The sequence below is a fragment of the Hahella sp. HN01 genome, from assembly GCF_018986435.1.
Lineage (GTDB): Bacteria > Pseudomonadota > Gammaproteobacteria > Pseudomonadales > Oleiphilaceae > Hahella.
The window spans coordinates 209,765-231,772 of the sequence record NZ_JAHMIN010000001.1 but is presented as its reverse complement, the minus strand read 5'-3'; the positions used below and the strand labels follow the sequence as shown (position 1 = coordinate 231,772).

At 51.1% G+C, this 22,008-nt stretch carries 20 protein-coding genes; 14 read left to right on the top strand and 6 right to left on the bottom strand.

Annotation, left to right across the window (positions count from 1 at the left end; translation table 11 throughout):
* Window positions 1-26 precede the first annotated feature (26 nt).
* From dapE to map, 6 genes are all read right to left on the bottom strand, one after another.
* A complete protein-coding gene (gene dapE / locus KP814_RS01080) occupies window positions 27-1,178 on the bottom strand; it encodes a succinyl-diaminopimelate desuccinylase (RefSeq protein WP_216735010.1) in 1,152 nt (383 codons plus the stop codon).
* Between the two features lie 116 nt (window positions 1,179-1,294).
* A complete protein-coding gene (dapD, locus tag KP814_RS01075) occupies window positions 1,295-2,320 on the bottom strand; it encodes a 2,3,4,5-tetrahydropyridine-2,6-dicarboxylate N-succinyltransferase (RefSeq protein ID WP_216735009.1) in 1,026 nt (341 codons plus the stop codon).
* 74 nt (window positions 2,321-2,394) lie between these two features.
* Window positions 2,395-2,745, bottom strand: coding sequence for an ArsC family reductase (locus KP814_RS01070; protein WP_253938083.1), 351 nt, complete (start codon window positions 2,743-2,745; stop codon window positions 2,395-2,397).
* Between the two features lie 65 nt (window positions 2,746-2,810).
* On the bottom strand, window positions 2,811-4,004 hold the full coding sequence (gene dapC / locus KP814_RS01065; RefSeq protein ID WP_216735008.1) for a succinyldiaminopimelate transaminase: 1,194 nt from the start codon (window positions 4,002-4,004) through the stop codon (window positions 2,811-2,813).
* A 44-nt stretch (window positions 4,005-4,048) separates the two neighbouring features.
* The gene (locus KP814_RS01060) at window positions 4,049-6,769 is read right to left on the bottom strand and encodes a [protein-PII] uridylyltransferase (RefSeq protein ID WP_216735007.1); all 2,721 of its coding nucleotides are present in this window, start codon (window positions 6,767-6,769) and stop codon (window positions 4,049-4,051) included.
* Window positions 6,770-6,785: 16 nt separating this feature from the next.
* Complete coding sequence (gene map / locus KP814_RS01055; RefSeq protein WP_216735006.1) at window positions 6,786-7,556, bottom strand: type I methionyl aminopeptidase; 771 nt, start codon at window positions 7,554-7,556, stop codon at window positions 6,786-6,788.
* Window positions 7,557-7,920: 364 nt separating this feature from the next.
* On the opposite strand from map, the gene rpsB reads away from it, so the two are divergent.
* The 14 genes from rpsB to lpxB all read left to right on the top strand — a co-directional run bounded on the left by rpsB (window position 7,921) and on the right by lpxB (window position 22,008).
* The gene (rpsB, locus tag KP814_RS01050; protein WP_216735005.1) at window positions 7,921-8,682 is read left to right on the top strand and encodes a 30S ribosomal protein S2; all 762 of its coding nucleotides are present in this window, start codon (window positions 7,921-7,923) and stop codon (window positions 8,680-8,682) included.
* Between the two features lie 84 nt (window positions 8,683-8,766).
* On the top strand, window positions 8,767-9,627 hold the full coding sequence (tsf, locus tag KP814_RS01045; RefSeq protein ID WP_216735004.1) for a translation elongation factor Ts: 861 nt from the start codon (window positions 8,767-8,769) through the stop codon (window positions 9,625-9,627).
* Between the two features lie 135 nt (window positions 9,628-9,762).
* The gene (gene pyrH, locus KP814_RS01040) at window positions 9,763-10,497 is read left to right on the top strand and encodes a UMP kinase (RefSeq protein ID WP_011398989.1); all 735 of its coding nucleotides are present in this window, start codon (window positions 9,763-9,765) and stop codon (window positions 10,495-10,497) included.
* Window positions 10,498-10,501: 4 nt separating this feature from the next.
* A complete protein-coding gene (frr, locus tag KP814_RS01035; protein WP_216735003.1) occupies window positions 10,502-11,059 on the top strand; it encodes a ribosome recycling factor in 558 nt (185 codons plus the stop codon).
* 33 nt (window positions 11,060-11,092) lie between these two features.
* The gene (uppS, locus tag KP814_RS01030) at window positions 11,093-11,917 is read left to right on the top strand and encodes a polyprenyl diphosphate synthase (RefSeq protein WP_216735002.1); all 825 of its coding nucleotides are present in this window, start codon (window positions 11,093-11,095) and stop codon (window positions 11,915-11,917) included.
* Between the two features lie 2 nt (window positions 11,918-11,919).
* The gene (locus tag KP814_RS01025) at window positions 11,920-12,750 is read left to right on the top strand and encodes a phosphatidate cytidylyltransferase (RefSeq protein WP_216735001.1); all 831 of its coding nucleotides are present in this window, start codon (window positions 11,920-11,922) and stop codon (window positions 12,748-12,750) included.
* A 4-nt stretch (window positions 12,751-12,754) separates the two neighbouring features.
* On the top strand, window positions 12,755-13,966 hold the full coding sequence (ispC, locus tag KP814_RS01020) for a 1-deoxy-D-xylulose-5-phosphate reductoisomerase (protein WP_216735000.1): 1,212 nt from the start codon (window positions 12,755-12,757) through the stop codon (window positions 13,964-13,966).
* A 42-nt stretch (window positions 13,967-14,008) separates the two neighbouring features.
* Window positions 14,009-15,361, top strand: a complete 1,353-nt coding sequence (gene rseP, locus KP814_RS01015; RefSeq protein WP_216734999.1) for an RIP metalloprotease RseP — start codon at window positions 14,009-14,011, stop codon at window positions 15,359-15,361.
* A 44-nt stretch (window positions 15,362-15,405) separates the two neighbouring features.
* Window positions 15,406-17,724 carry an outer membrane protein assembly factor BamA gene (gene bamA / locus KP814_RS01010; protein ID WP_216734998.1) on the top strand — a complete coding sequence of 773 codons (2,319 nt, stop codon included), beginning with the start codon at window positions 15,406-15,408 and terminating at the stop codon, window positions 17,722-17,724.
* 193 nt (window positions 17,725-17,917) lie between these two features.
* Entirely contained in the window at window positions 17,918-18,430 is a 513-nt protein-coding gene (locus KP814_RS01005) for an OmpH family outer membrane protein (RefSeq protein WP_127969051.1), read from the top strand.
* A gap of 19 nt (window positions 18,431-18,449) precedes the next feature.
* Window positions 18,450-19,496: a UDP-3-O-(3-hydroxymyristoyl)glucosamine N-acyltransferase gene (gene lpxD, locus KP814_RS01000; RefSeq protein WP_216734997.1), complete on the top strand. Its 1,047-nt coding sequence runs from the start codon at window positions 18,450-18,452 to the stop codon at window positions 19,494-19,496.
* A 104-nt stretch (window positions 19,497-19,600) separates the two neighbouring features.
* Window positions 19,601-20,035, top strand: coding sequence for a 3-hydroxyacyl-ACP dehydratase FabZ (gene fabZ / locus KP814_RS00995; protein ID WP_011398979.1), 435 nt, complete (start codon window positions 19,601-19,603; stop codon window positions 20,033-20,035).
* Window positions 20,035-20,808: an acyl-ACP--UDP-N-acetylglucosamine O-acyltransferase gene (gene lpxA, locus KP814_RS00990; RefSeq protein ID WP_216734996.1), complete on the top strand. Its 774-nt coding sequence runs from the start codon at window positions 20,035-20,037 to the stop codon at window positions 20,806-20,808. Before fabZ ends, lpxA begins: the two co-directional genes overlap by 1 nt.
* Before the next feature lie 9 nt (window positions 20,809-20,817).
* The gene (lpxB, locus tag KP814_RS00985; RefSeq protein ID WP_216734995.1) at window positions 20,818-22,008 is read left to right on the top strand and encodes a lipid-A-disaccharide synthase; all 1,191 of its coding nucleotides are present in this window, start codon (window positions 20,818-20,820) and stop codon (window positions 22,006-22,008) included.

Genomic DNA, 22,008 nt, shown 5'->3' with positions numbered 1-22,008 from the left:
CAGCTCCGGCCTGCTAATTATTGAGTCTACTTAGACTCGACTACCAGTAATTCTTCCAGAATATGTTCATAAATACTGCTGAGTTGGTCAATTTCGCTGACCAGAACCTGTTCATTTATGCGGTGTATGGTTGCATTGCAAGGCCCCAGCTCCACCACCTGTGCGCCGGTTGGTGCGATAAAGCGTCCATCTGACGTTCCGCCGCTGGTGGAAAGTGTCGTATCAGAGCCACGAACATGTTTGATCGCTTTCTGAGTGGCTTCGATTAATGGCCCTTTGCTCGTCAGGAAAGGCTCGCCATATAAGCGCCATTCTATATCGTAGTCCAGGCCATGCTTTTGAAGAATCGCTTCACTTCTTTGCTTGATGATATCTGCGTTTAGCTCTGTCGAAAAACGCAGGTTAAACATGACATTGAGTTCGCCCGGAATGACATTGGTGGCGCCGGTTCCGCCATTAATATTCGAGATCTGCAGACTAGTGGCGGGAAAGAAGTCATTGCCCTCGTCCCATTTTTCATTCGCTAACTCGGTCAGTGCTGGCGCGGCTTTGTGAATTGGGTTGTCGGCGAGATGAGGATAGGCGACATGTCCTTGAACGCCTTTCACTAAAAGTGTTGCGCCAATGGAGCCACGACGACCGTTCTTAATGACGTCGCCAACTGTATGGGTGCTGGAAGGTTCGCCGACGATGCACCAGTCGATGACTTCGCCCTTGTTGACCAGATACTCCACCACCTTAACCGTGCCGTTCACTGCATGGCCTTCTTCATCGCTGGTGATCAGCCAGCCAATGGAGCCTCGATGGTTGGGGTGCTTGGCAACGAAGCGCTCGCAGGCGGTCATAAAGGCCGCCAGACTTCCCTTCATATCTGCGGCGCCTCTACCGTGTAGCACGCCATCTTTCACCTCCGCGGCGAAGGGAGGGTGCTCCCACTTTTCTTCCGGTCCTGTGGGGACGACATCGGTGTGGCCGGCAAAAACAACCAATGGGGCTTGAGAGCCGCGTTTGGCCCAAAAGTTTTGCACCTCTCCGAAAGGAAGGTCCGTTATTTCAAATCCGATGGTTTGCAACCTCTGACTTAATAGATCTTGGCAGCCTGCGTCATGAGGAGTGACGGAAGGGCGCCTGATAAGGTCCACAGCCAGTTCCAGAGTAGGGGAAAGGGAGTCGGTCATGATGCGCTCAACGAGTAATGGGTTGCGACTGAAAATAAGGCGGACGACTGGGAGTCTGTCCGCCTTGCTGCATTTTATATCATTCGAGGGGAGGGGAGTCCCCTGCCGCATTGATATCAGTTATTCGCGTGCAACGCTTCGTTCAACTGAATCGCGGTTTTATTGGTGACGACTTCGATTCTGCCCGTTTCAGAGTTGCGGCGGAACAATAAGTCATTTTGGCCAGCTAGTTCACGGGCTTTGACGATTTTTGCAACTTCGCCTTTGTCATCCATTACCGCCACTTTAGAACCAGCGGTGATGTACAGGCCAGCCTCAACTTTGCAGCGGTCGCCCAGAGGAATGCCAATCCCGGCGTTGGCGCCGATTAATGAGTTCTTGCCGACTGAGATAATAATCGCTCCGCCGCCGGACAGTGTGCCCATTGTGGAGCAGCCGCCGCCAAGATCGGAGCCTTCGCCGATCATTACGCCTGCAGAGATGCGGCCTTCGATCATGGATGCGCCTTCGGTGCCAGCGTTAAAGTTGACGAAGCCTTCGTGCATGATGGTGGTGCCTTCGCCGACATAGGCGCCGAGCCTGACTCGGGCGGTATCAGCGATGCGTACGCCTTTGGGTACTACGTAGTCAGTCATCTGCGGGAATTTGTCTACGGAAAATACGCGCAGGGTTTCACCATTGGCGCGAGCGCTCAGTTGACGTGACGAAAGTTCATCAATGTCGATAGCGCCCTGTGATGTCCAGGCTACATTGGGAAGTAGGGCGAAAATGCCTTCCAGATTAATCCCGTGGGGTTTCACAAAGCGATGGGATATCAATTGCAGCTTTAAATACACTTCGGGTGTGGAAGAAGCTTTGCCGTCTTCTTCAATTACTACGGCTACTGTCGGGCGTTTTGAGTCACGTAACGCCTTGGCGGTTTGCGCTTGCACGGGCTGGTTCGCTTTGTCGAACGCTGTGGCCAGAGCTTCCAGCTTTTGAGCGTCAAGCTCCAGAGTCTGGTTGCCGCCGGCGTAGCCCAGTGAATCCTTCAACAGCTCTTTTACTTCTGCTGCGGGATTCCACAAGGGAGCGGCGTAATAGGTTTCAAGCCAGTCTCCTTTGCTGTTCTTGGCGCCTACGCCAATGCCAAATGCCAACATGATAGTACCTTCTTTGCTTAGTGTTTAATGTCTTTGAATGTCTGTTGCTCCGGTGTCGGGAGACTGCAATTCATTCAGGCGTATTTTTCCAGTTGGGATGGTGTAAAGCCTGTAATGATGTCTCCTGATGGTGTCTCTATCACCGGACGTTTGATAACGGAGCTGTGCTCCGACAGTAATTCTTTCGTCTTGGTCCCTGATTCTATATCGGACTTATCTGAGTCCGAGAGTTTGCGCCAAGTGGTTCCCCTTTTGTTGACTAACGTTTCCACGCCGACTGCGTTAAGCCAGGCTTCCAGGTTGTCTTGAGGAACGCCAGACTTTTTAAAGTCGTGAAAAGTATATTCAATATTATTGGCTTCCAGCCACTTTCTAGCTTTCTTTACGGTGTCGCAGTTGCTGATTCCGTACACTTTCAAACTCATTGGACCATTTCACCTGTTGTTTTACGGTTGTTCCCGTTTTGAGTTGCGCGCTCGTAACGAGCTGTTCACAGTGACTCTATAAATGACTTGATGCGCTGGGCGGCCTCAATGCATTCATCCACTGAGGCGACTAGCGCCATGCGGGCGCGTCCAGTTCCTGGGTTGACGCCTTGCTGCTCGCGCCCTAGAAAACGTCCGGGTAAAACGGTGAGGTTTTTCTCCGCATAAAGGCGTTGCGCAAAGACATCGTCAGGAATTGGCGTGTGCGCCCAGAAGTAAAAGGCGGCGTCAGGCATCTCAAGTGGCCAGCACGGAGCAAGTATTTCCTTAAAGCTATGAAATTTACTCACATACTGGGTGCGATTTTGTCGTACATGTTCTTCGTCGCTCCAAAGTGCGATGGAGGCAAGCTGCGTCGGGATGGGCATTGAGCAGCCATGGTAAGTGCGGTAACAAAGAAACTCTCGAAGTATGTTCGCATCCCCTGCAACGAAACCTGACCTGAGCCCCGGAACGTTTGAACGTTTTGACAGGCTGTGAAATACGACGCAACGACGATAATCCTGTCTGCCCAATTTGGCGCAGGCTTCCAGCAAGCCAATGGGCGCGGCGGACTCATCGAAATATATCTCCGAGTAGCACTCGTCTGAAGCAATAATGAAATTGTGCTCATCAGCCAGAGAAATCAGTTTCTGTAGTGTCTCAGCAGGGATAACGCGACCGGTCGGGTTGCCAGGAGAGCAAAGAAACAGGAGCTGGCAGCGTCGCCAAATGGAGTTTGGGACGGAGTCAAAGTCGGGGATGAAACTATTGCTTGCGTCGCAAGGCAAAAAATAGGGTTCCGCCCCTGCCAGATAAGCAGCGCCTTCATATATCTGGTAAAACGGGTTTGGGCTGACGACAAGGGTGTCCTGAGTAGGATCGATAACGGCCTGCGCAAAGGCGAACAGGGCCTCTCGAGTGCCATTGACTGGCAGTACTTGAGACTCCGGATCTATTCCTCCCGTCAGATTGAAGCGCTTCTCCAGCCAGCTGGCGATGGCTTGGCGGAGTTCGGGCTCTCCCTTGGTCGTGGGATAGCGTGAAAGAGCGCTCATATTATTCCGCAGCACGTCCAAGGCAAACTCTGGCGGTGCGTGTTTGGGCTCGCCGATAGAAAGCGCTATATGGGGCAGGTGCTCTGGCGGTTGGGCGGATTGCTTCAGCTGCGCCAGTTTTTCAAACGGGTACGGCTGCAGACGAGAAAGGTTTGGGTTCATATCTTTGTCGTTACTCCAGAGCCTGTCGTCAATCAGGGAGATGACTATAGTTCTTTACTGTTCTGTTGGTCCAATTGCCCGCAGATATCGTCGCGCAATGTTCGGCATAGCTCAGGGTCGCTCAAGGGAGCCCCATCAATATCTGTCAGAACGAAAACGTCTTCCACTCGCTCGCCAAGCGTTGCGATGCGGGCTGTGACGAGTTCGACCTCATGCTCCAGCAGAATGCTGCCGATACGGGCGAGCAGCCCCGGGCGGTCTGGAGTGATAATCTCCATGACCGTGCGTTGGTTAACGGTGTCATTGCTGAAAGTGACTTCAGTCGGAAAGTAAAAATGTTTCAGCTGTCGGGGCGTCCGCCGCTTGATGACATTAGGGTAGTGTTCGGGGTTGCTTAACTCCCTTTCCAAACGCTGGGAGATCTGCTTCTTGCTGACTGAGCCGCTTGTGTCTGCGTCGGCGCTGCTGACCACAAATGAGCCAAGACTGAATCTGTCAGTGGCGCAGTTAATTCGGGCTTCGGCAATGTTCAGGCGTAGTTGCTCCAGCGTGGCGGTGGTGGCGGCGAATAAGTCGTCGCGAGCCCGCTGATACACCATGATTTGCATGAAGCCTTCCGCTTCACCGCCCTTGGCGTCGCGAATTAATACGAGCGGCTCTGTGGAGTCGCTATGCCGAATGATAGCGGCGGTCTGCCATGCTATCTCTCCGGTGGAGTCCTGCAAAAAATACTCTTCTTCCAGAGCGTCCCAGATGGCGTCGATATTGTCGTCGCCAAAATCCTGCGAGTGTAATATCTCGCGGGCCTCGGTCTGGGTGTCCGCCACCCACTGACTGCGGTCGGGCGGCGTATCCAGGCCGCGGCGGATTGCCCGTTTGGTTTCGCTGTAGAGCTGTCGCAAAAGAGCTGCGCGCCAAGTGTTCCATAATTTGGGGTTGGTGGCGCTGATGTCGCAAACAGTCAGTGTATAGAGGTAGTCCAGATGTATTTGCGAGTCGATCTTGCTGGCGAACTCATGAATCACTTCAGGGTCTGATGGATCTTTGCGTTGCGCCGTCATCGACATCAACAAATGGTTGCGCACCAGCCACGCCACCAGGCTGGTGTCGCGCTGGCTGAGATGATGCCTTTTACAGAACGCCTCAACATCTTCTGCGCCCAGTTCTGAATGATCGCCGCCGCGTCCTTTTGCTATGTCGTGGTATATGCCGGCAATGTATAGAAGCTCAAGCTTGGGCAGTCGATACACCAGTCGGGTCGCCAGTGGGTAATCTTTGACGCTTTCGGGGTTGCGCAGGCGGATCATGTTGCGAATCACGTGAATGGTGTGCGCATCCACGGTGTAAATATGGAATAGGTCGTGCTGCATCTTGCCGACAATGCGACCAAATTCCGGGAGATATTTGCCTAGCACGCCATAGCGCTTCATAGACGAAAGTGTGCGATGCAGGGCGTGAGGCGTTTTTAAAATCTCCATAAATAGAGACGTGTTGGCCAAGTCGCTGCGGAACTTGTCGTCTATCAGGTGTCGGTGCGCTCTGATCGCCCGAATGGTGTTGGCGCGAATGCCTCTGACCTGAGGGCTTTGCGCCATCAGCAGAAAAACCTCCACTAAGGCGAAAGGCTGGTAGGCGAAGGTCTGGTTGTTGATGGCCTCTATATAGTCATTGCGGATATGAAAGCGTCTGTTGAGCGGTACGATGACTTCCTCGTCATCGGCATGCAGGATAATTTCATCGAAGTATTGCAGCACCACGTCGTTAAGTTCGCCTAGCGCCATGGCGTAGCGGTAGTACTCCTGCATCATCTGTTCGACGCCGAGTTCATCTTCGCGGTCAATATATCCCAATAGATTGGCCAGTGAGCGTTGATGGTCGAACAGCAGTCTGTTTTCGTTACGTCCCGCCAGCATCTGCAGGCCGTACCTTAGGCGCCAAAGATAGGCTTCGCCCTCGCGCAAAGTGCTGTACTCATCAGCCGTCAGGAAGTCGTAAGCCGTTTCGCTGTCGCTGCTTTCATTGCAGAAGTGGCGCTTGGTGATCCAGCCGATGGTTTGAATATCGCGCAGTGTGCCTGGGGATGTCTTGATATTGGGTTCAAGATTGTATTCGGTATCACCGTATTTCTGATGCCTTTCCAGCTGCTCGTCTCTCTTGGCGCTGAAAAAGCGTTGGTCCGTCCAGGATTCATCTGAATAAGCGCGACGACTGAGCTGGCCCCGAAGCTGTGGCGCTCCCGCTAGAGTGCGGGTTTCCAGTAAGTTCGTGGCGATGGTGATATCTGTCGCCGCTTTGGCTATCGACTCCGATACCGTGCGGACGCTATGGCCAATGTCGAGGTTGAGGTCCCACAGCAGGGTAATGAATCCTTCAATCGCGGGACCGAATTCGCTGATATCAGCGCCATCATCAAGCAGGATTAATAAATCAATGTCAGAGTGGGGGAGGAGCTCATTGCGCCCATACCCACCGACCGCAAGAAGGCATATTTTATCTGGATCAGACCAGTCTGCGCCCAGCCACAAGGCTTTGAGCACCTGATCAATATAGGCGGCCCGGCCGGAAACCAGCTCTCTGATAGGGGCGCCGGATTTGAATTGTTCGTGCAGTCGCTCTGTGGCGCTCTGTAGAGATTGCTTCAGAAAGCCCAGGGTGGGCTTTCCTTCTCTTAGAAGCGTGGCGTAGGCGTCGGCGTCAAATATGAGACGCGGATCAAGCCTGATTGGCGGCGCTTCCGTTAATGCCTGGTCGCTTTGTTCAGTCATAAACCGGATTTATTGACTAGAAAGACTCTTCGCTACGCTTGGTAAGAACTTCGTATCCGTCTGCGGTCACCAGGATGGTGTGCTCCCACTGAGCTGAAAGCTTATGGTCCTTGGTGACGACTGTCCAGCCGTCAGGAAGCAGTTTGCAGTGGCGCTTGCCCTGGTTGATCATCGGTTCAATGGTAAAAGTCATGCCTTCTTTGACCACCATGCCAGTTCCAGGCGTGCCGTAGTGCATTACCTGCGGCTCTTCGTGAAATACCGCGCCGATACCATGGCCGCAATACTCTCTTACGACCGAATAATGCTGGCTTTCCGCATATTGCTGGATGACATGGCCAATGTCGCCAAGGCGAACCCCGGGCTTGACCAGTTCAATGCCCTTGTAAAGACATTCCTGGGTAACGCGCACCAGTCTCTCTGCGGCGATGGTGGGCTTGCCGACAAAAAACATTTTGCTGGTGTCGCCATGATAGCCGTCTTTTATTACGGTGATGTCTATATTAACGGTGTCGCCGTTTTTCAGTACTTTTTTGTCGCTGGGTATACCGTGACAAATAACATGGTTGACTGAGGTGCAGATAGATTTGGGGAACCCTTTGTAGTTCAGCGGAGCAGGTATAGCCTGTTGGACTTCGGTAATATAGTTATGACAAATCTCGTCCAGTTCGCCGGTAGTGACTCCAGGTTTCACATGCTCTTCAATCATTTCAAGCACTTCAGCCGCAAGACGGCCGGCGATGCGCATTTTTTCGATTTCTTCAGGGGTTTTGATGGTAACTTTCATGCTCGCTTCTGAGGGTTCCAACTGCCTGCAAGGGCAAAGTGTGATTCTGTTGATTGTAAACGCTGCCGTATTGTAACCGGTTCGCAGAGTGAATAAAAATCCGAGTTCTTTGCTAGGCTATCGTTTTCCTGCGTGCTTTGGTCGTTGAGGGCTCTGCGCTGGAGAGGCGGAGGGTGATTTTGGTCTTTAAAAAAACGGGTGTTTGTGGTATAAAGCGCGCCGGATTGAAATGCATCCTGAAATCAGGGGCGTTGAAACCATAAAAAACACACATGCGTCGACACATGTTTCGGGTGCCGCCTAGATGCGGTTGGAGCATGGGATGCATGGAGGTTAAACCCAAACATTTTAAAGAGTAAAAGATATGTCAGAAGTTTCAATGAGAGACCTGCTGAAGGCAGGCGTTCACTTCGGTCACCAGACTCGTTTCTGGAACCCCAAAATGCGCAAATATATCTTCGGTGCGCGTAACAAGATTCATATCATTAACTTGGAGCACACTGTACCTGCTCTGAATGATGCTCTGCGTTTCGTTTCCAATCTGGCTGAAAAGAAAAATAAAATTCTTTTCGTTGGCACTAAGCGTGCAGCCGGTAAGATCATTAAAGAAGAAGCGGATCGCGCCAGCATGCCTTATGTCAACCACCGCTGGTTGGGTGGCATGCTGACTAACTATAAAACCATCCGTCAATCCATCCGTCGCTACCGTGACCTGGAAACTCAGAGTCAAGACGGTACTTTCGACAAGCTGACCAAGAAAGAAGTGTTGATGCTGAATCGTGAGATGGACAAGCTGGAAAGAAGCATTGGCGGTATCAAAGATATGGGCGGTCTGCCTGACGCGCTTTTCGTGATCGACGTGGATCATGAGCGTATCGCTATCAAAGAAGCCAACAAGCTGGGTATTCCTGTTATCGGCGTAGTTGATACTAACAGCGATCCAGACGGCGTTGATTATGTTATTCCTGGTAACGACGACGCCATTCGCGCAATTCAAGTCTACGCCAAGGCCGTTGCTGACTCTTGCCTGGAAGGTCTGTCCTCTGCGGCGGGCAATGGCGATGAGTTCGTAGAAGTTAATGAAGCAGCTGCTTCCGCCGAAGAAGCTGCCGAAAAGTCAGAGTAATCTTAGGCATATAGAATGATCAAAAAGGGGACGATCTCCCCTTTTTTTTCAATTTTTCTGAACCTGACAAGTGAGGATTAAAAGATGGCGGCTATTTCAGCATCCATGGTAAAAGAACTGCGCGAGCGCACCGGTCTGGGCATGATGGAGTGCAAGAAGGCGCTTGTTGAGGCGGAAGGCGATATCGAGAAAGCGATTGAAGACCTTCGTAAAAGCAGCGGCATGAAGGCAGCTAAGAAAGCTGGCCGTGTATCCGCGGATGGCGTGGTTGCAGTTAAAGTCAGCGATGACAACAGCTATGCAGTTGTTGTTGAAGTAAACAGTGAAACTGACTTCGTTGCTCGTGACGAAAACTTCCTGGGCTTTGTTGGCGGCGTTGTTGGCGCAGCCTTTGACAAAAAGTCCGCTGACGTGGCGGCTCTGATGGAGTCTGGTCTGGAAGAGAAGCGTCAGGCTCTGGTTCAGAAAATTGGTGAAAACATCAATGTTCGTCGTGCTTCTATGCTGTCTTCCGATGTGGTTGGCGCATATGTTCACGGCAACAACCGTATTGCTGTTCTGGTTGCTCTTAATGGCGGCAGCGCTGAACTGGCCAAAGATATTGCTATGCACATCGCGGCAGTGAACCCGCAGTTCGTTTCTCGTGATGACGTTAGCGATGAAGTGATCGCTAAAGAACGTGAAATTTACAAGGCGCAAGCTGACCAGAGCGGTAAGCCTGCAGAGATCGTCGACAAAATGGTTGATGGCCGCATCAATAAATTCCTAGCGGAAATTAGCTTGCTGGAGCAGGCTTTCGTTAAAGATCCTGACGTTAAAGTTGGCGATCTGGTTAAGAAAGCTGGCGCTCAGGTAGTTGCTATGGTGCGCTACGAAGTTGGTGAAGGTATTGAAAAAGAAGAAGTGGATTTCGCTGCAGAAGTTGCTGCTCAGCTGAAAGGCTAATTTCTTCTTTTTGTATGAATTTGTGGCGAGGGCGGTATACTCTGCTCTCGCCACATTAGTATCCGGAGGTTGTAAACAGCCTCTCAGCGTTTCTTCAACTTGCCAAGCTAGCGTGCAACACAGGTGAAACTACATATGCCCCCGTCTGCTCAAACTCAACCCAAATATAAGCGTGTACTGCTAAAACTCTCAGGTGAAGCGCTCATGGGAGAAGAGAACTTCGGAATAGATCCGAAAGTGCTCAATCGCATGGCGTTGGAAATTGGTCAGCTAATTGGTATAGGGGTTCAGGTCGGCCTGGTTATTGGGGGGGGGAACCTTTTCCGCGGTAAAGCACTGCAAGATGCGGGTATGGACAGAGTGACCGGCGACCATATGGGTATGCTGGCGACTGTAATGAATGCGCTGGCTATGAGGGATGCGCTGGAACGTTCCAATATCGCGACCCGTGTTATGTCCGCCATACCTATGAGCGGTGTTGTTGAGCATTATGATCGTCGCCGCGCTATTCGTGATTTAAAAGAAGGCGACGTGGTGATCTTCTGTGCTGGTACCGGCAACCCGTTTTTTACAACTGATTCCGCTGCCTGTCTGCGCGGTATTGAGATTGACGCGGACGTCGTCTTGAAGGCCACTAAAGTGGATGGCGTATACTCCGACGATCCTATGAAAGTGGCGGATGCAGTAAAATATGATCGACTCACCTATGATGAAGTGCTCGAGCGTAAGCTTGGAGTCATGGATCTAACAGCGATTTGTTTGTGTCGCGACCACGGTATGCCTGTGCGGGTATTTGATATGAATAAAGCTAGCGCGCTGATCAATATCGTGGTGGGTATGGAAGAAGGTACATTGATAGAGCGAGGGTAAAGCCATGATTAATGATATTAAGAAACAATCTGAACAAAAAATGAAAAAGTCCATGGAGGCGCTTGGTCATGCCTTCGCTAAGATTCGGACTGGTCGGGCTAACCCTGCGATTCTTGAATCGGTCATGGTTTCATACTACGGCTCTGACACGCCTTTGACCCAGGTCGCTAATGTGGTGGTTGAAGACGCCAGAACTCTGAGCGTAACGCCATGGGAAAAGAACATGGTGCCACAAATTGAAAAAGCCATTCTGAAGTCTGACTTGGGTCTTAACCCATCTACCGCTGGTACAGTCATTCGGGTGCCAATGCCTGCGTTGACGGAAGAGACTCGTAAGGAGTTGGTGAAGACGGCTCGCGGAGAGGCGGAAAACACCAGGGTGGCGATTCGTAATCTGCGCCGCGATGCTAACGCAGATATCAAAACACTGCTGAAAGACAAAGAAATTTCCGAAGACGAAGAGAAGCGCGGGCTGGACGATATCCAGAAGCTGACCGACAAGTATATTGCTGAGGTCGATCGCGTTCTTGCTGAAAAAGAAAAAGACCTGATGGCTGTATAAGTCATGAATGGCGGCTGGATGTTGGAGGGTTAAATGTCGACGGCTGATATTCCTTTGGTTGGAACCAGCAAACCTCGCCATGTGGCGATCATCATGGATGGTAATAATCGTTGGGCGAAGCAGCGTCGACTCCCTGGAGTTGCGGGTCACAAGGCTGGCGTTGATTCTGTGCGGGCCGTCGTTGAAACCTGCGCTCGTCACGGTGTGGAAGTGCTGACCTTGTTCGCTTTCAGTAGCGAAAACTGGCGTCGTCCCGAAGAAGAAGTGGGTGCGCTGATGCGCTTATTTCTTGTCGCGCTGCAACGTGAGGTTCGTAAACTTAATCGCAACAATATCCGGCTGCGAATCATTGGCGACCGTTCCAAATTTAATTCTACTCTGCAGCAACATATGCAGGACGCAGAAGGGTTAACCGCCGGCAACACAGGCATGACGCTGGCGATAGCGGCCAACTACGGCGGGCACTGGGATATTACTCAAGCGACCCGTCGTGTTGCTGAAAAAGTTGAGCGAGGCGAGCTTCGCGCTGCTGATATTGATGATCACCTGATCCAGCAGTATGTCGAATTGGGTGATCTTCCTCCTCCTGATCTGTGTATCCGCACCGCGGGTGAGCAGAGAATCAGTAATTTCCTTTTATGGCAGCTTGCCTACACGGAACTGTATTTCGCGGATGTGTTCTGGCCAGATTTCCGTACGGAGCAGATGGAGTTGGCGTTAGCTGCATATAGCCACCGGAAAAGACGGTTTGGGCAAACTGACGACCAAGTTGATCGTCGCTTGGCGGAAGATGGCGGGTCTCAGGCTGAGCATCCATCCTCTTTCGAATTCGCTACTAATCCAGCTGCAAAGCGTTAATTGTGCTAAAACAAAGAATAATCACTGCGTTGATTCTCCTGCCTTTATTTCTGGCGGGAGTGGCGCTGACCGATGTGTTTGGTTTTTCTCTTTTTATTGGGGCGATTGTTACCTTGGCGGCGTGGGAGTGGGCGCAGATTTGCGGTCTCACGTCTCAAACTTCCCGAGTGAGTTACGCAGCCATGACGGCGGTTGTATTGCTGGCCTGTTCTCATTTGCCCGCCATGTTGATTCTCTCCATTGCGTTGATTTGGTGGATAGGCGCATTGGCGATAGTTCTAACATACCCTGCATCTAAAGCTTTCTGGACGCCATCTATGACCCGGGCTGTCGCCGGGTTATTAATCCTGGCCCCGGCTTGGAAGGCGCTGGTGGCGATTCGCGGCGGGGTGTTTGTGCTTGAGCCTGGCTTCGACACAAAGTGGATAATCCTCTATATCTTTCTCATCGTTTGGTTTGCCGATGTTGGCGCTTACTTTGCTGGTAAGACTTTCGGTAAGAACAAGCTTGCCCCTCATGTCAGTCCTGGAAAATCATGGGAAGGCGCAGTGGGTGGGATGCTGGCTGTTTCGGTTTTGCCTTTCGCAATGAACTCGTTTTTGACTCTTACCTTACCTCAGCTTGTTGTGCTTTGGATGATGACCCTGTCAGCTGCAATTTTTTCCGTTGTGGGCGACTTGATAGAAAGTCTTGGTAAGCGCTTTGTTGGCCTGAAAGACAGCAGTCAAATTCTTCCAGGACATGGCGGTATTTTTGATCGCATTGACAGTGTTACGGCTGCGGCTCCTGTATTCCTAGTGCTAGCCATGTTTTCAGGCTGGATGCAGGGGTAGGTTTATGAAGCGAGTTACTGTTTTAGGAGCTACGGGCTCTATTGGGCGCAGCACCCTGGATGTGATGGCCCGTCATTCCGATCGGTATGAGCTTTACGCCGCCACGGCTCACAGTAACCTGGACGAGCTCCTTTCTATCTGCATTAAACATCGGCCAAAATTCGCTATATTGGCGACTGATGCGGGCGCAGCGGATTTTAAGCAGCGCCTTCGTGACTCAGGCCTCTCTACTGAGGTTAGAGTGGGCGTTGAGGCTATGTGCGAGGCGTCGTCCGCTAAGGATGTTGATGTTGTCGTTGCCGCTATAGTCGGAGCGGCTGGATTGACTCCCACATTAGCGGCGGTGAACTCCGGAAAGCGTATACTGCTCGCCAACAAAGAGGCGCTGGTAATGACTGGCGGGCTGTTCATGGACGCTGTGAGAAAGCATGGCGCTGAACTCCTTCCTATTGATAGTGAGCATAATGCGATATACCAATGCCTGCCAGAGGCGGCGCAACGCTTAAACGATTCTGCATCACTTGCTGCACATGGGGTTACTCGTGTCCTGTTGACTGCGTCCGGGGGCCCGTTTCGCCACTTTTCTCGTGAGCAATTACAGCAGGTAACGCCGGAGCAGGCGTGTAAGCACCCGAACTGGTCTATGGGGCGTAAAATTTCAGTTGATTCCGCGAGCTTGATGAACAAGGGGTTGGAGTTGATCGAAGCATGCTGGTTGTTCGATCTGGCTCCAGGCTCTGTTCAAGTGCATTTGCATCCTGAGTCGATAATCCACTCCATGGTTGAGTATGTGGATGGTTCTATTTTGGCTCAGATGGGCAACCCGGATATGCGTACGCCTATCGCCTATGGGTTGGCGTGGCCGGAACGGGTCGATGCAGGTGTTGAGCCGTTAGATCTGTTTTCTATTGGGAAGCTGCACTTCGAAAAGCCGGATAAGGCGCGTTTTCCCTGTTTGAGGCTGGCTGAAGAAGCCTTTGCACTTGGTGGAACTGCGCCGGCGGTAGTTAACGCTGCCAACGAGGTGGCGGTAGATGCGTTTCTTCAAGGCGGCATCCGGTTCGTCGATATTCCCGTTGTTATTGAAAAGAGTTTGCTGAAAGGTTCTATTGTGCGAGCGGATTCTGTCGAAACTGTAATTGAAGCTGACAGAGTAGCCCGTCAATATGCCTCGGAAGCCATTAATGAGTTGGCTGGCGGAGTTATTGTTCCGTAAGCCTCACTAGAAGGTCGCTCAGATATATTTACAATAGAGAGCATGGAATTTTTTCAAAAAGCCTTAGCGTTTATAGTTACATTGGGGGTGCTGGTCACCATCCATGAATTCGGTCACTTTTGGGTGGCGCGGCGCTGTGGCGTCAAAATTTTGCGGTTCTCCGTTGGCTTTGGATCTCCTCTGCTGACATGGCGGGATAAGCAAGGCACTGAATTTGTGATTGCAGCCTTACCTTTGGGCGGCTATGTCAAAATGCTGGATGAGAGGGAAGGCGATGTCTCCGCTGAAGAAAGGCATCTGACTTTCAATCAGCAGGCGGTGGGCAAGCGTATAGCCATCGCGGCTGCAGGGCCCGTGGCGAACTTTATATTCGCTGTCTTCGCCTATTGGTGTATGTTTGTACTCGGTATCCAAACGCTGGCGCCAGTCGTAGGAAGCGTCTCTAACAACTCACCTGCGCAGCAGGCGGGGATTGTCGCGGGCGCGGAGCTGACCAGCGTTGATGGATCTCCAGTATATAGCTGGGGCGACGTCAACATGCAGTTGGTCGGGCGTCTTGGTGATACTGGCGCTATTGAATTCGGTTATCGCCTCCCTGACGAAAGTCTCCCTCACGACGCAACTGTGCCGATTAATGATTGGCTTATCGGAAAAGTTGAGCCTAACCCTGTATTGGAACTGGGAATGAGAAGCTTCGTTCCTGATGCGCCTGCGGTGGTTCACGGCGTGACTCAGGGCGGACGCGCTCAGCAAGGAGGGATGGAGCCTGGCGATAGAATTGTGGCGGTTGAAGGCCGCCCTGTCGGCAACTGGTCTGACTTTGTTCGTGAAATAAAAGCGTCTCCTGAAAAACAATTAACGTTGTCCCTGGAAAGAGCTGGTCGGTCGCTGGATATTAGCGTTCGCCCCGAGGCAAGGGAGCACAATGGTGAGGCCTACGGCGTAATTGGGGCGGAGGCGAAAGCGACTGAATGGCCGCCTGGAATGCTGCGCGACGTGAAGTATTCCCCATTTGTAGCGGTAGGCAAGGCGCTGGAAGAGACCTGGGATATGTCTCTACTGACGTTGACCGCGTTGAAAAAAATCGTAACCGGACGGATTTCGGTCGAAAATCTTGGCGGGCCTCTCACCATTGCTTCGGCTGCCGGAATCTCTGCTAAATCCGGTTTGGAGGCGTTTCTTGGCTTTCTTGCATATTTAAGTATTAGTCTGGGTATCCTGAATTTGTTGCCAATACCGGTATTGGATGGCGGGCATTTATTGTATTATTTTGTCGAACTTATTCGGGGCAAACCCTTATCTGAAGAAAAACAACAGCTTGGGATAAAAGTCGGGATGGCCCTCATTGCTTTCGTAATGTTGTTAGCGTTCTATAACGACCTCTCCAAATTGTAGTAAATAATGCTGAATCTTCGGCTCCCATCACGTGTGTTGATTACATGAGAGTATTGCTTTTTATCTTTGTTTGGCTCACGGCCGCTTTTTCTTACGCTGCAGATGATCAATTCGACATTTCCGATATTCGAGTGGATGGTTTGCAACGAGTGTCCGCTGGAAGCGTCTTTACCGCGTTCCCTGTCAATGTGGGAGAGAGCGTTGACTCAAAGAAGCTTGCGGACGCTACCCGCTCGCTTTTTAAGACGGGACTGTTTACCGATATCAAGCTGAGCCGGGAAGGCGATGTGCTGATCATCAATGTGACTGAGCGTCCATCCATCAGCAAGATTGAAGTTGAGGGAAATAAAAACCTACCCACCGAAGATTTAATGGAAGGCCTTAAGTCCGCCAAGCTTTCGGAAGGGGAGGTGTTTCAACGCTCGACGCTGGAGCGTATTGAGCTGGAAATTTTACGCAGCTATGTCGCGCAGGGGCGCTACAATGCTTCTGTGAAAGCGGAAGTGGAGGAGTTGCCCCGTAACCGCGTGCAGTTGAATATCAAAATCAAGGAAGGTCCGGTTTCAGCCATCCAGCATATTAATTTCGTCGGTAATAACGCCTTTTCGGATGACGAGTTGCGCGATCTTATGCAGCTCAAGTTAACCGGGTTTTGGGCGTCGATTTTCAGCAGTGATAAGTACTCCAAGCAGAAACTGAATGGCGACTTGGAGCGTATTCGCTCACATTACCTGGATAATGGATACATCAAGTTCAGTATCGAATCTACGCAGGTCTCCGTTTCTCCAGATAAAGAGCAAGTGTTCATCACGGTTAACGTGAATGAAGGGCCTCAGTACAAAATTCGCGACATTGCTTTAAAGGGCGACTTGAAAGTCGAAGAAGAAGAGTTACGCAAGCTGATTGTAGTGAAGCCTGGCGATACATTCTCCCGTCAGCTCCTTACGGTAACATCGGACATCATTTCCAAACGTCTGGGGAACGATGGTTATACATTTGCGAGTGTGAATGCTATTCCTGAACCGCACGACGATAATACCGCTTCGGTTACCTTTTATGTTGAACCGGGCCGTCGTACATATGTGCGCCGAGTCAACTTCAGCGGCAACACTTCAACCAGCGATGAGGTGCTGCGTCAGGAAATGGTGCAGATGGAGTCTGCTGCAGCTTCGACAGACTTGATCGAAGCGTCCAAATCCAGACTGGAGCGTTTAGGGTTCTTCAAAACCGTTACTGTGGAAACGCCTCTGGTTCCTGGAACCAACGATCAGATAGACGTGAACTATTCTGTGGAAGAGCAGCCTACCGGCAGCCTTTCCGCAAGTTTGGGCTACTCGCAGGATGGCGGCGCGACTGTGGGCGCCAGTGTGGCGGAGAAGAACTTCCTGGGAACGGGCCGTCGGGTGTCATTCGGGGTTAACAAAAGTAAGAGCGTTCAGAGCGCCAACTTCTCTTACACCAATCCATATTATACCGTTGATGGGGTAAGCAGAGGCTTCAGTCTGTTTTACAAGGAAACGGACTATGACGATGATGACAATGATGTCGCGGCATATCTGAAAGACAGCATGGGCGGCTCCGTTAACTTCGGTTATCCAATAGATAGATTCTCAAGGCTGACCTTTAGCTCAGGCTATACTCACACCCGCATTAAGCTGCCCAAGTACCCTGTTCAGGAAATCTCTGATTTCACTAATGAATTTGGCTCTAGCTACAGCTTCTTTGATTTGTCTGCCGGGTGGAGCCGCTCCACTCTAAACAAAGGCTTATTCCCAACGTCAGGTAACTCGCAGTCTTTCTCTGTGAAGGTCACGTTACCAGAGTTGAGTGACTACAATTTCTACAAGTTGAACTACAACAACACCCAATACTTCCCGTTGTCAGAAGACCAGGAGTGGGCGCTTAAGTTAAGGGCTGACTTGGGGTATGGCGATGGGTATGGCGACAATGATCGCTTGCCGTTTTTTGAGCATTACTATGCTGGCGGATTTGGATCTATACGCGGGTTCAAGGCCAATACGCTAGGACCAAGGAGTACGCCGCATCCTAGTAATCCGGATAGAGATCAGGATCCCTTTGGCGGTAATGTACAGGTTGAGTCCAGCCTTGAGTTGATAGTGCCTTTTATCTTTGTAAAAGACCGCTCTCAGATCCGTAGTGTAGTGTTTTTGGATGGCGGAAATGTGTTCGACACAGCTAGGGGATACGATCCCTCCTTCGATGAGCTTCGTTTTTCTGCTGGCGTCGCGATGACGTGGGTAACGCCTATCGGTCCTTTGTCCTTCAGTCTCGGAAGAGCCCTGAACGACAAGGAAGGCGATAAAACCCAATTCTTCCAGTTCTTGCTGGGGCAAACGTTCTAAAGAACGAAATGATTTTTCCTGGCGCGTCGCCTAGTACGCGCGCAGGATTTTTCTGGTCTTTGCGGCATATAACCGAGGCAGTGAAGGCTTGGCGGTGTTAGCCAAGTTACGCAGAACTCTATAAACTCTGCGTCCTCGCTGGTGGTTTCCAGTCAGCCGATAGAGATAAATGTTTAAGTTTAAGGAGCCCAATATGAAATTGATTCGAATTGCCGCTTTGGCGCTGGCGTTAGTAAGCACAGGATACGCTGGAATGGTGAGTGCGGCTCAGAAAGTGGCGGTAGTTGACTTGCGTACGGCGTTGCTTTCTTCTCAAGCGGCCAAAAAGTTTGGCGAGAATCTTAAGAAAGATTTTGCTGACGAAGAAGCCAGATTAAGAGAAGTTGGCGAGCAGGCGCAGAAAATGCAAGAGCGATTGAAAAAAGACTCCGCCATCATGAGTGAAACTGAGCGCACTAAGCTTAATGCAGAGCTGGAAGAAAAAGCGCAGGAATTCAATTTTCTGAAAAACAAATATCAATCTGCGATCTCTAAGCGGGAAGAACTGTTTTTGCAGGAGTCCAAGCCAAAGGTTGACGACGCACTGAAGAAAATTGCGGAAAAAGAGAAAGTGGATGTCATCTTACCCAGCAAATTGGCGGTGTATGCTAATCCTTCTCTGGATTTGACTGCAAAGTTGATCGAAGCGCTTAACAGCGCCAAATAAGTGTCAGAGGCTGGAGTTCATGGATAAGACAGACCTTTCATACACGCTGGCGGATATCGCTTCTCGGATTGGCGCTGAGTTACGGGGCGATGGCTCAGTAGAAGTGAAAGGGCTGGCGACGTTGCAAAAGGCTCAGGCTGGACAGATTAGTTTTTTGGCTAACAAAAACTATCTGAAGCATTTGAAAGATACTTGCGCATCCGCCGTCATCCTTCCATCCAGCCTCGCTGATCAGTGTTCGACCAATGTACTGATGATGGAAAACTCATACTTCGGGTATGCTCTTTGTAGTCAGTTGTTTGCCCCTCAATGGTCGAGTATGAGTGGCGTATCTACCTCCGCCGTTGTATCAGAAAGCGCCAAACTTGGCGACGGCGTGACCATTGGATCGAATGCAGTCGTTGAGGACGACGCGGAGATAGGCGATGGGGTGGTTGTTGGCCCCGGTTGTTATATCGGCGTGGGTTCTGTCGTTGGAGCGAATACTCAGCTACGTCCCAATGTTACTGTTTACCACGGCGTGAGTATTGGTGCGAGAGTGCTTATCCATAGCGGTGCTGTTATTGGTTCAGACGGTTTTGGTTTTGCTCCTAATAGGGGAGACTGGGCCAAAATCGCCCAGCTTGGTGGCGTCGTGATTGGCGACGATGTTGAAATAGGCGCCAATACAACGATCGACCGCGGCGCATTGGATGACACGGTTATCGAAACCGGGGCGAAGTTGGACAACCAGATACAAATCGCCCACAACGTCAGAGTTGGCGCATATACTGTTATTGCGGCCTGTGTAGGCGTTTCGGGAAGCTCGTCGATAGGCAAGCATTGCATGATCGGTGGCGGCGTAGGTATTGCCGGCCATCTGGAAATAGCGGATCAGGTGCAAATTACGGGAATGACATTGGTGACTCATAATATTAAAGAGCCAGGAGTTTATTCTTCTGGCACTGCGGTTGAGCCCAATGCTTCGTGGCGAAAAAATGTGGCCCGTTTCCGACAGTTGGATCAGTTGGCGCGTAGGGTCAGGGTGCTGGAACAGGGCGGCCGCCGAAAGTCCGATGCGGATTGAAAGCGAACTGTAAAGGATCGAGAATCCGGGCCAACGGCTCTGTATAATCGATATTCATAAACTTATCCGGCATTGTGCAATCATGTTGTTGAGGCTTTCCAAATATGGAAATTAATGAAATTAAAGAATACTTACCTCACAGATACCCATTCCTGTTAGTGGACCGGGTGCTGGAGATTAAGCCGGGCGAGTTTATTGCTGGTGTGAAGAACATCACTTACAACGAACCGCAATTTACCGGTCACTTCCCTGATCACCCTATTATGCCTGGCGTGCTTATTATTGAGGCAATGGCTCAGGTGGCCGGAATTCTTGGGTTTGTCACCACAGGAAAAAAACCTGCGGACGGTTATACCTACTATTTGGCCGGGACGGATAAAGTGCGCTTTAAAAAGCCTGTCGTTCCAGGAGATCAATTGCGTCTAGAAGCGGAAATTGTGACTGACAAGCGCGGCATATGGAAATTCGCCTGCCGGGCGCTGGTTGATGGAAATGTCGTTTGCAGCGCGGAAATTTTAACTGCTGAGAGAAGGCTTTAATGTCCATTCACCCTCAGGCGATTGTTGAACAGGGAGCCAAAATCGCCGCTGATGCGGAGATTGGGCCATGGAGTTATATCGGAGCCGATGTTGAAATTGGCTCTGGGACAGTGGTCAATTCTCACGTAGTGATCAAAGGCCCCACAAAGATAGGAAAGAACAACCGTATTTTCCAATTCGCCAGCGTGGGAGAGGAATGCCAGGACAAAAAGTACAATGGAGAGCCTACCGTTTTAGAGATCGGGGACAATAACGTCATCCGCGAGAGCTGCACGATTCATCGAGGGACGGTTCAAGATCTCGGCGCTACTAAGATTGGCAGTAATAACCTTTTCATGGCGTATGTTCATGTCGCTCATGACTGTGTGGTTGGAAATAACTGTATTCTGGCGAATATGACGACCCTCGCAGGGCATGTGTATATTGGCGATTGGGCGATTCTCGGCGGCGGAACCATGGTGCACCAGTTTTGCAAGATTGGTGAGCACAGCATGTGTGCTGGCGGCAGTATCGTTTTGAAGGATATCCCTGCTTATATCATGGCGGGAGGACAATCCGCTAAGGCTCATGGTCTGAATGTCGAGGGATTGAAGCGTCGGGGCTTCTCCAGTGAGATAATCCTGGAGTTGCGCCGTGCTTATAAGACGCTGTACCGACAAGGATTAACGCTTGAGCAAGCAATAGAGAAGCTTAAAGCGCCAGCCGAGGAGTTTGCCGAAGTAGGCGTCTTCCTACGCAGCGTACAATCCTCTGCCCGAGGCATCGTTAGATAGTCGCCTAAAATGACGCCCATATCACAACGACCGATTCGCATCGGCATTGTCGCCGGAGAGGCTTCCGGCGACTTGTTGGGGGCGGGCCTGATGCAAGAATTAAAGGCCCTATATCCTCAGGCGACTTTTGAAGGTATCGGCGGTGAGCGGATGCTGAAAGAAGGATTTAACACCTTCTTTCAAATGGAGCGCCTTTCAATTATGGGATTGGTGGAGGTGCTTGGCAGGCTGCCGGAATTATTGGCTATGCGCCGCCGCATAGTTGAGCACTTTACCGCGAACCCTCCCGATCTTTTTCTTGGTATTGACTCCCCAGATTTCACTATCGGCATCGAATTAAAGCTGCGTCAGGCGGGAATTAAGACCGCTCACTACGTTAGCCCTTCTGTGTGGGCCTGGCGACAGAATCGTGTCTTCAAAATCGCCAAAGCAGTTGATCTGATGCTGACGCTGTTGCCTTTCGAGGCACGCTTTTACCGCGAGCACAATGTGCCGGTAAAATTTGTTGGGCATCCTTTGGCGGAAATTATTCCGCTTCATCCCGATAAAGTGGCAATGCGTCACGAACTTGGTACTGATGCGTCGGGTGAAGTTGTCGCCGTATTGCCCGGCTCCAGAGGCGGTGAGGTCTCCCGCTTGGGGCCCACTTTTATTGAAACCATTGCTTGGCTGCATCAACGACGCCCTGATATTCGATTTCTGATTCCCGCCGCCAATCAAGCGCGAAGAGCGCAAATAGAGCAACAGCTACAATCTCATGGCGGCCGTCTACCTGTTACTCTGATTGACCAGCATTCACGTGAATGCATGATGGCTGCGGACGCTATACTGCTGGCCTCAGGCACAGCGACGCTTGAAGCGATGTTGGTGAAGCGCCCTATGGTAGTGGCTTATAAGCTTGCGACGCTCAGCTACTGGATTATGCGGCGCTTACTGAAAGCAAAGTATATTTCTTTACCGAACCTGCTGGCGGATAGAGCTTTAGTCCCTGAGCTGATTCAACACGACGCTACGCCTTCCAAGCTGGGAGGGGCGTTACTGAAAGAGCTGGACGTGGAGCGGCGGAGAAGTCTTGAAGGCGAGTTTGAAGGGTTGCACAAGCTCATACGGCAAAACGCTAGTGTGGTCGCGGCGCAGGCCATTGCAGAGTTAATTGAAAAAGGGCGTGTCGAGGCTCAAGACGCCAAAGAAGGACAATAA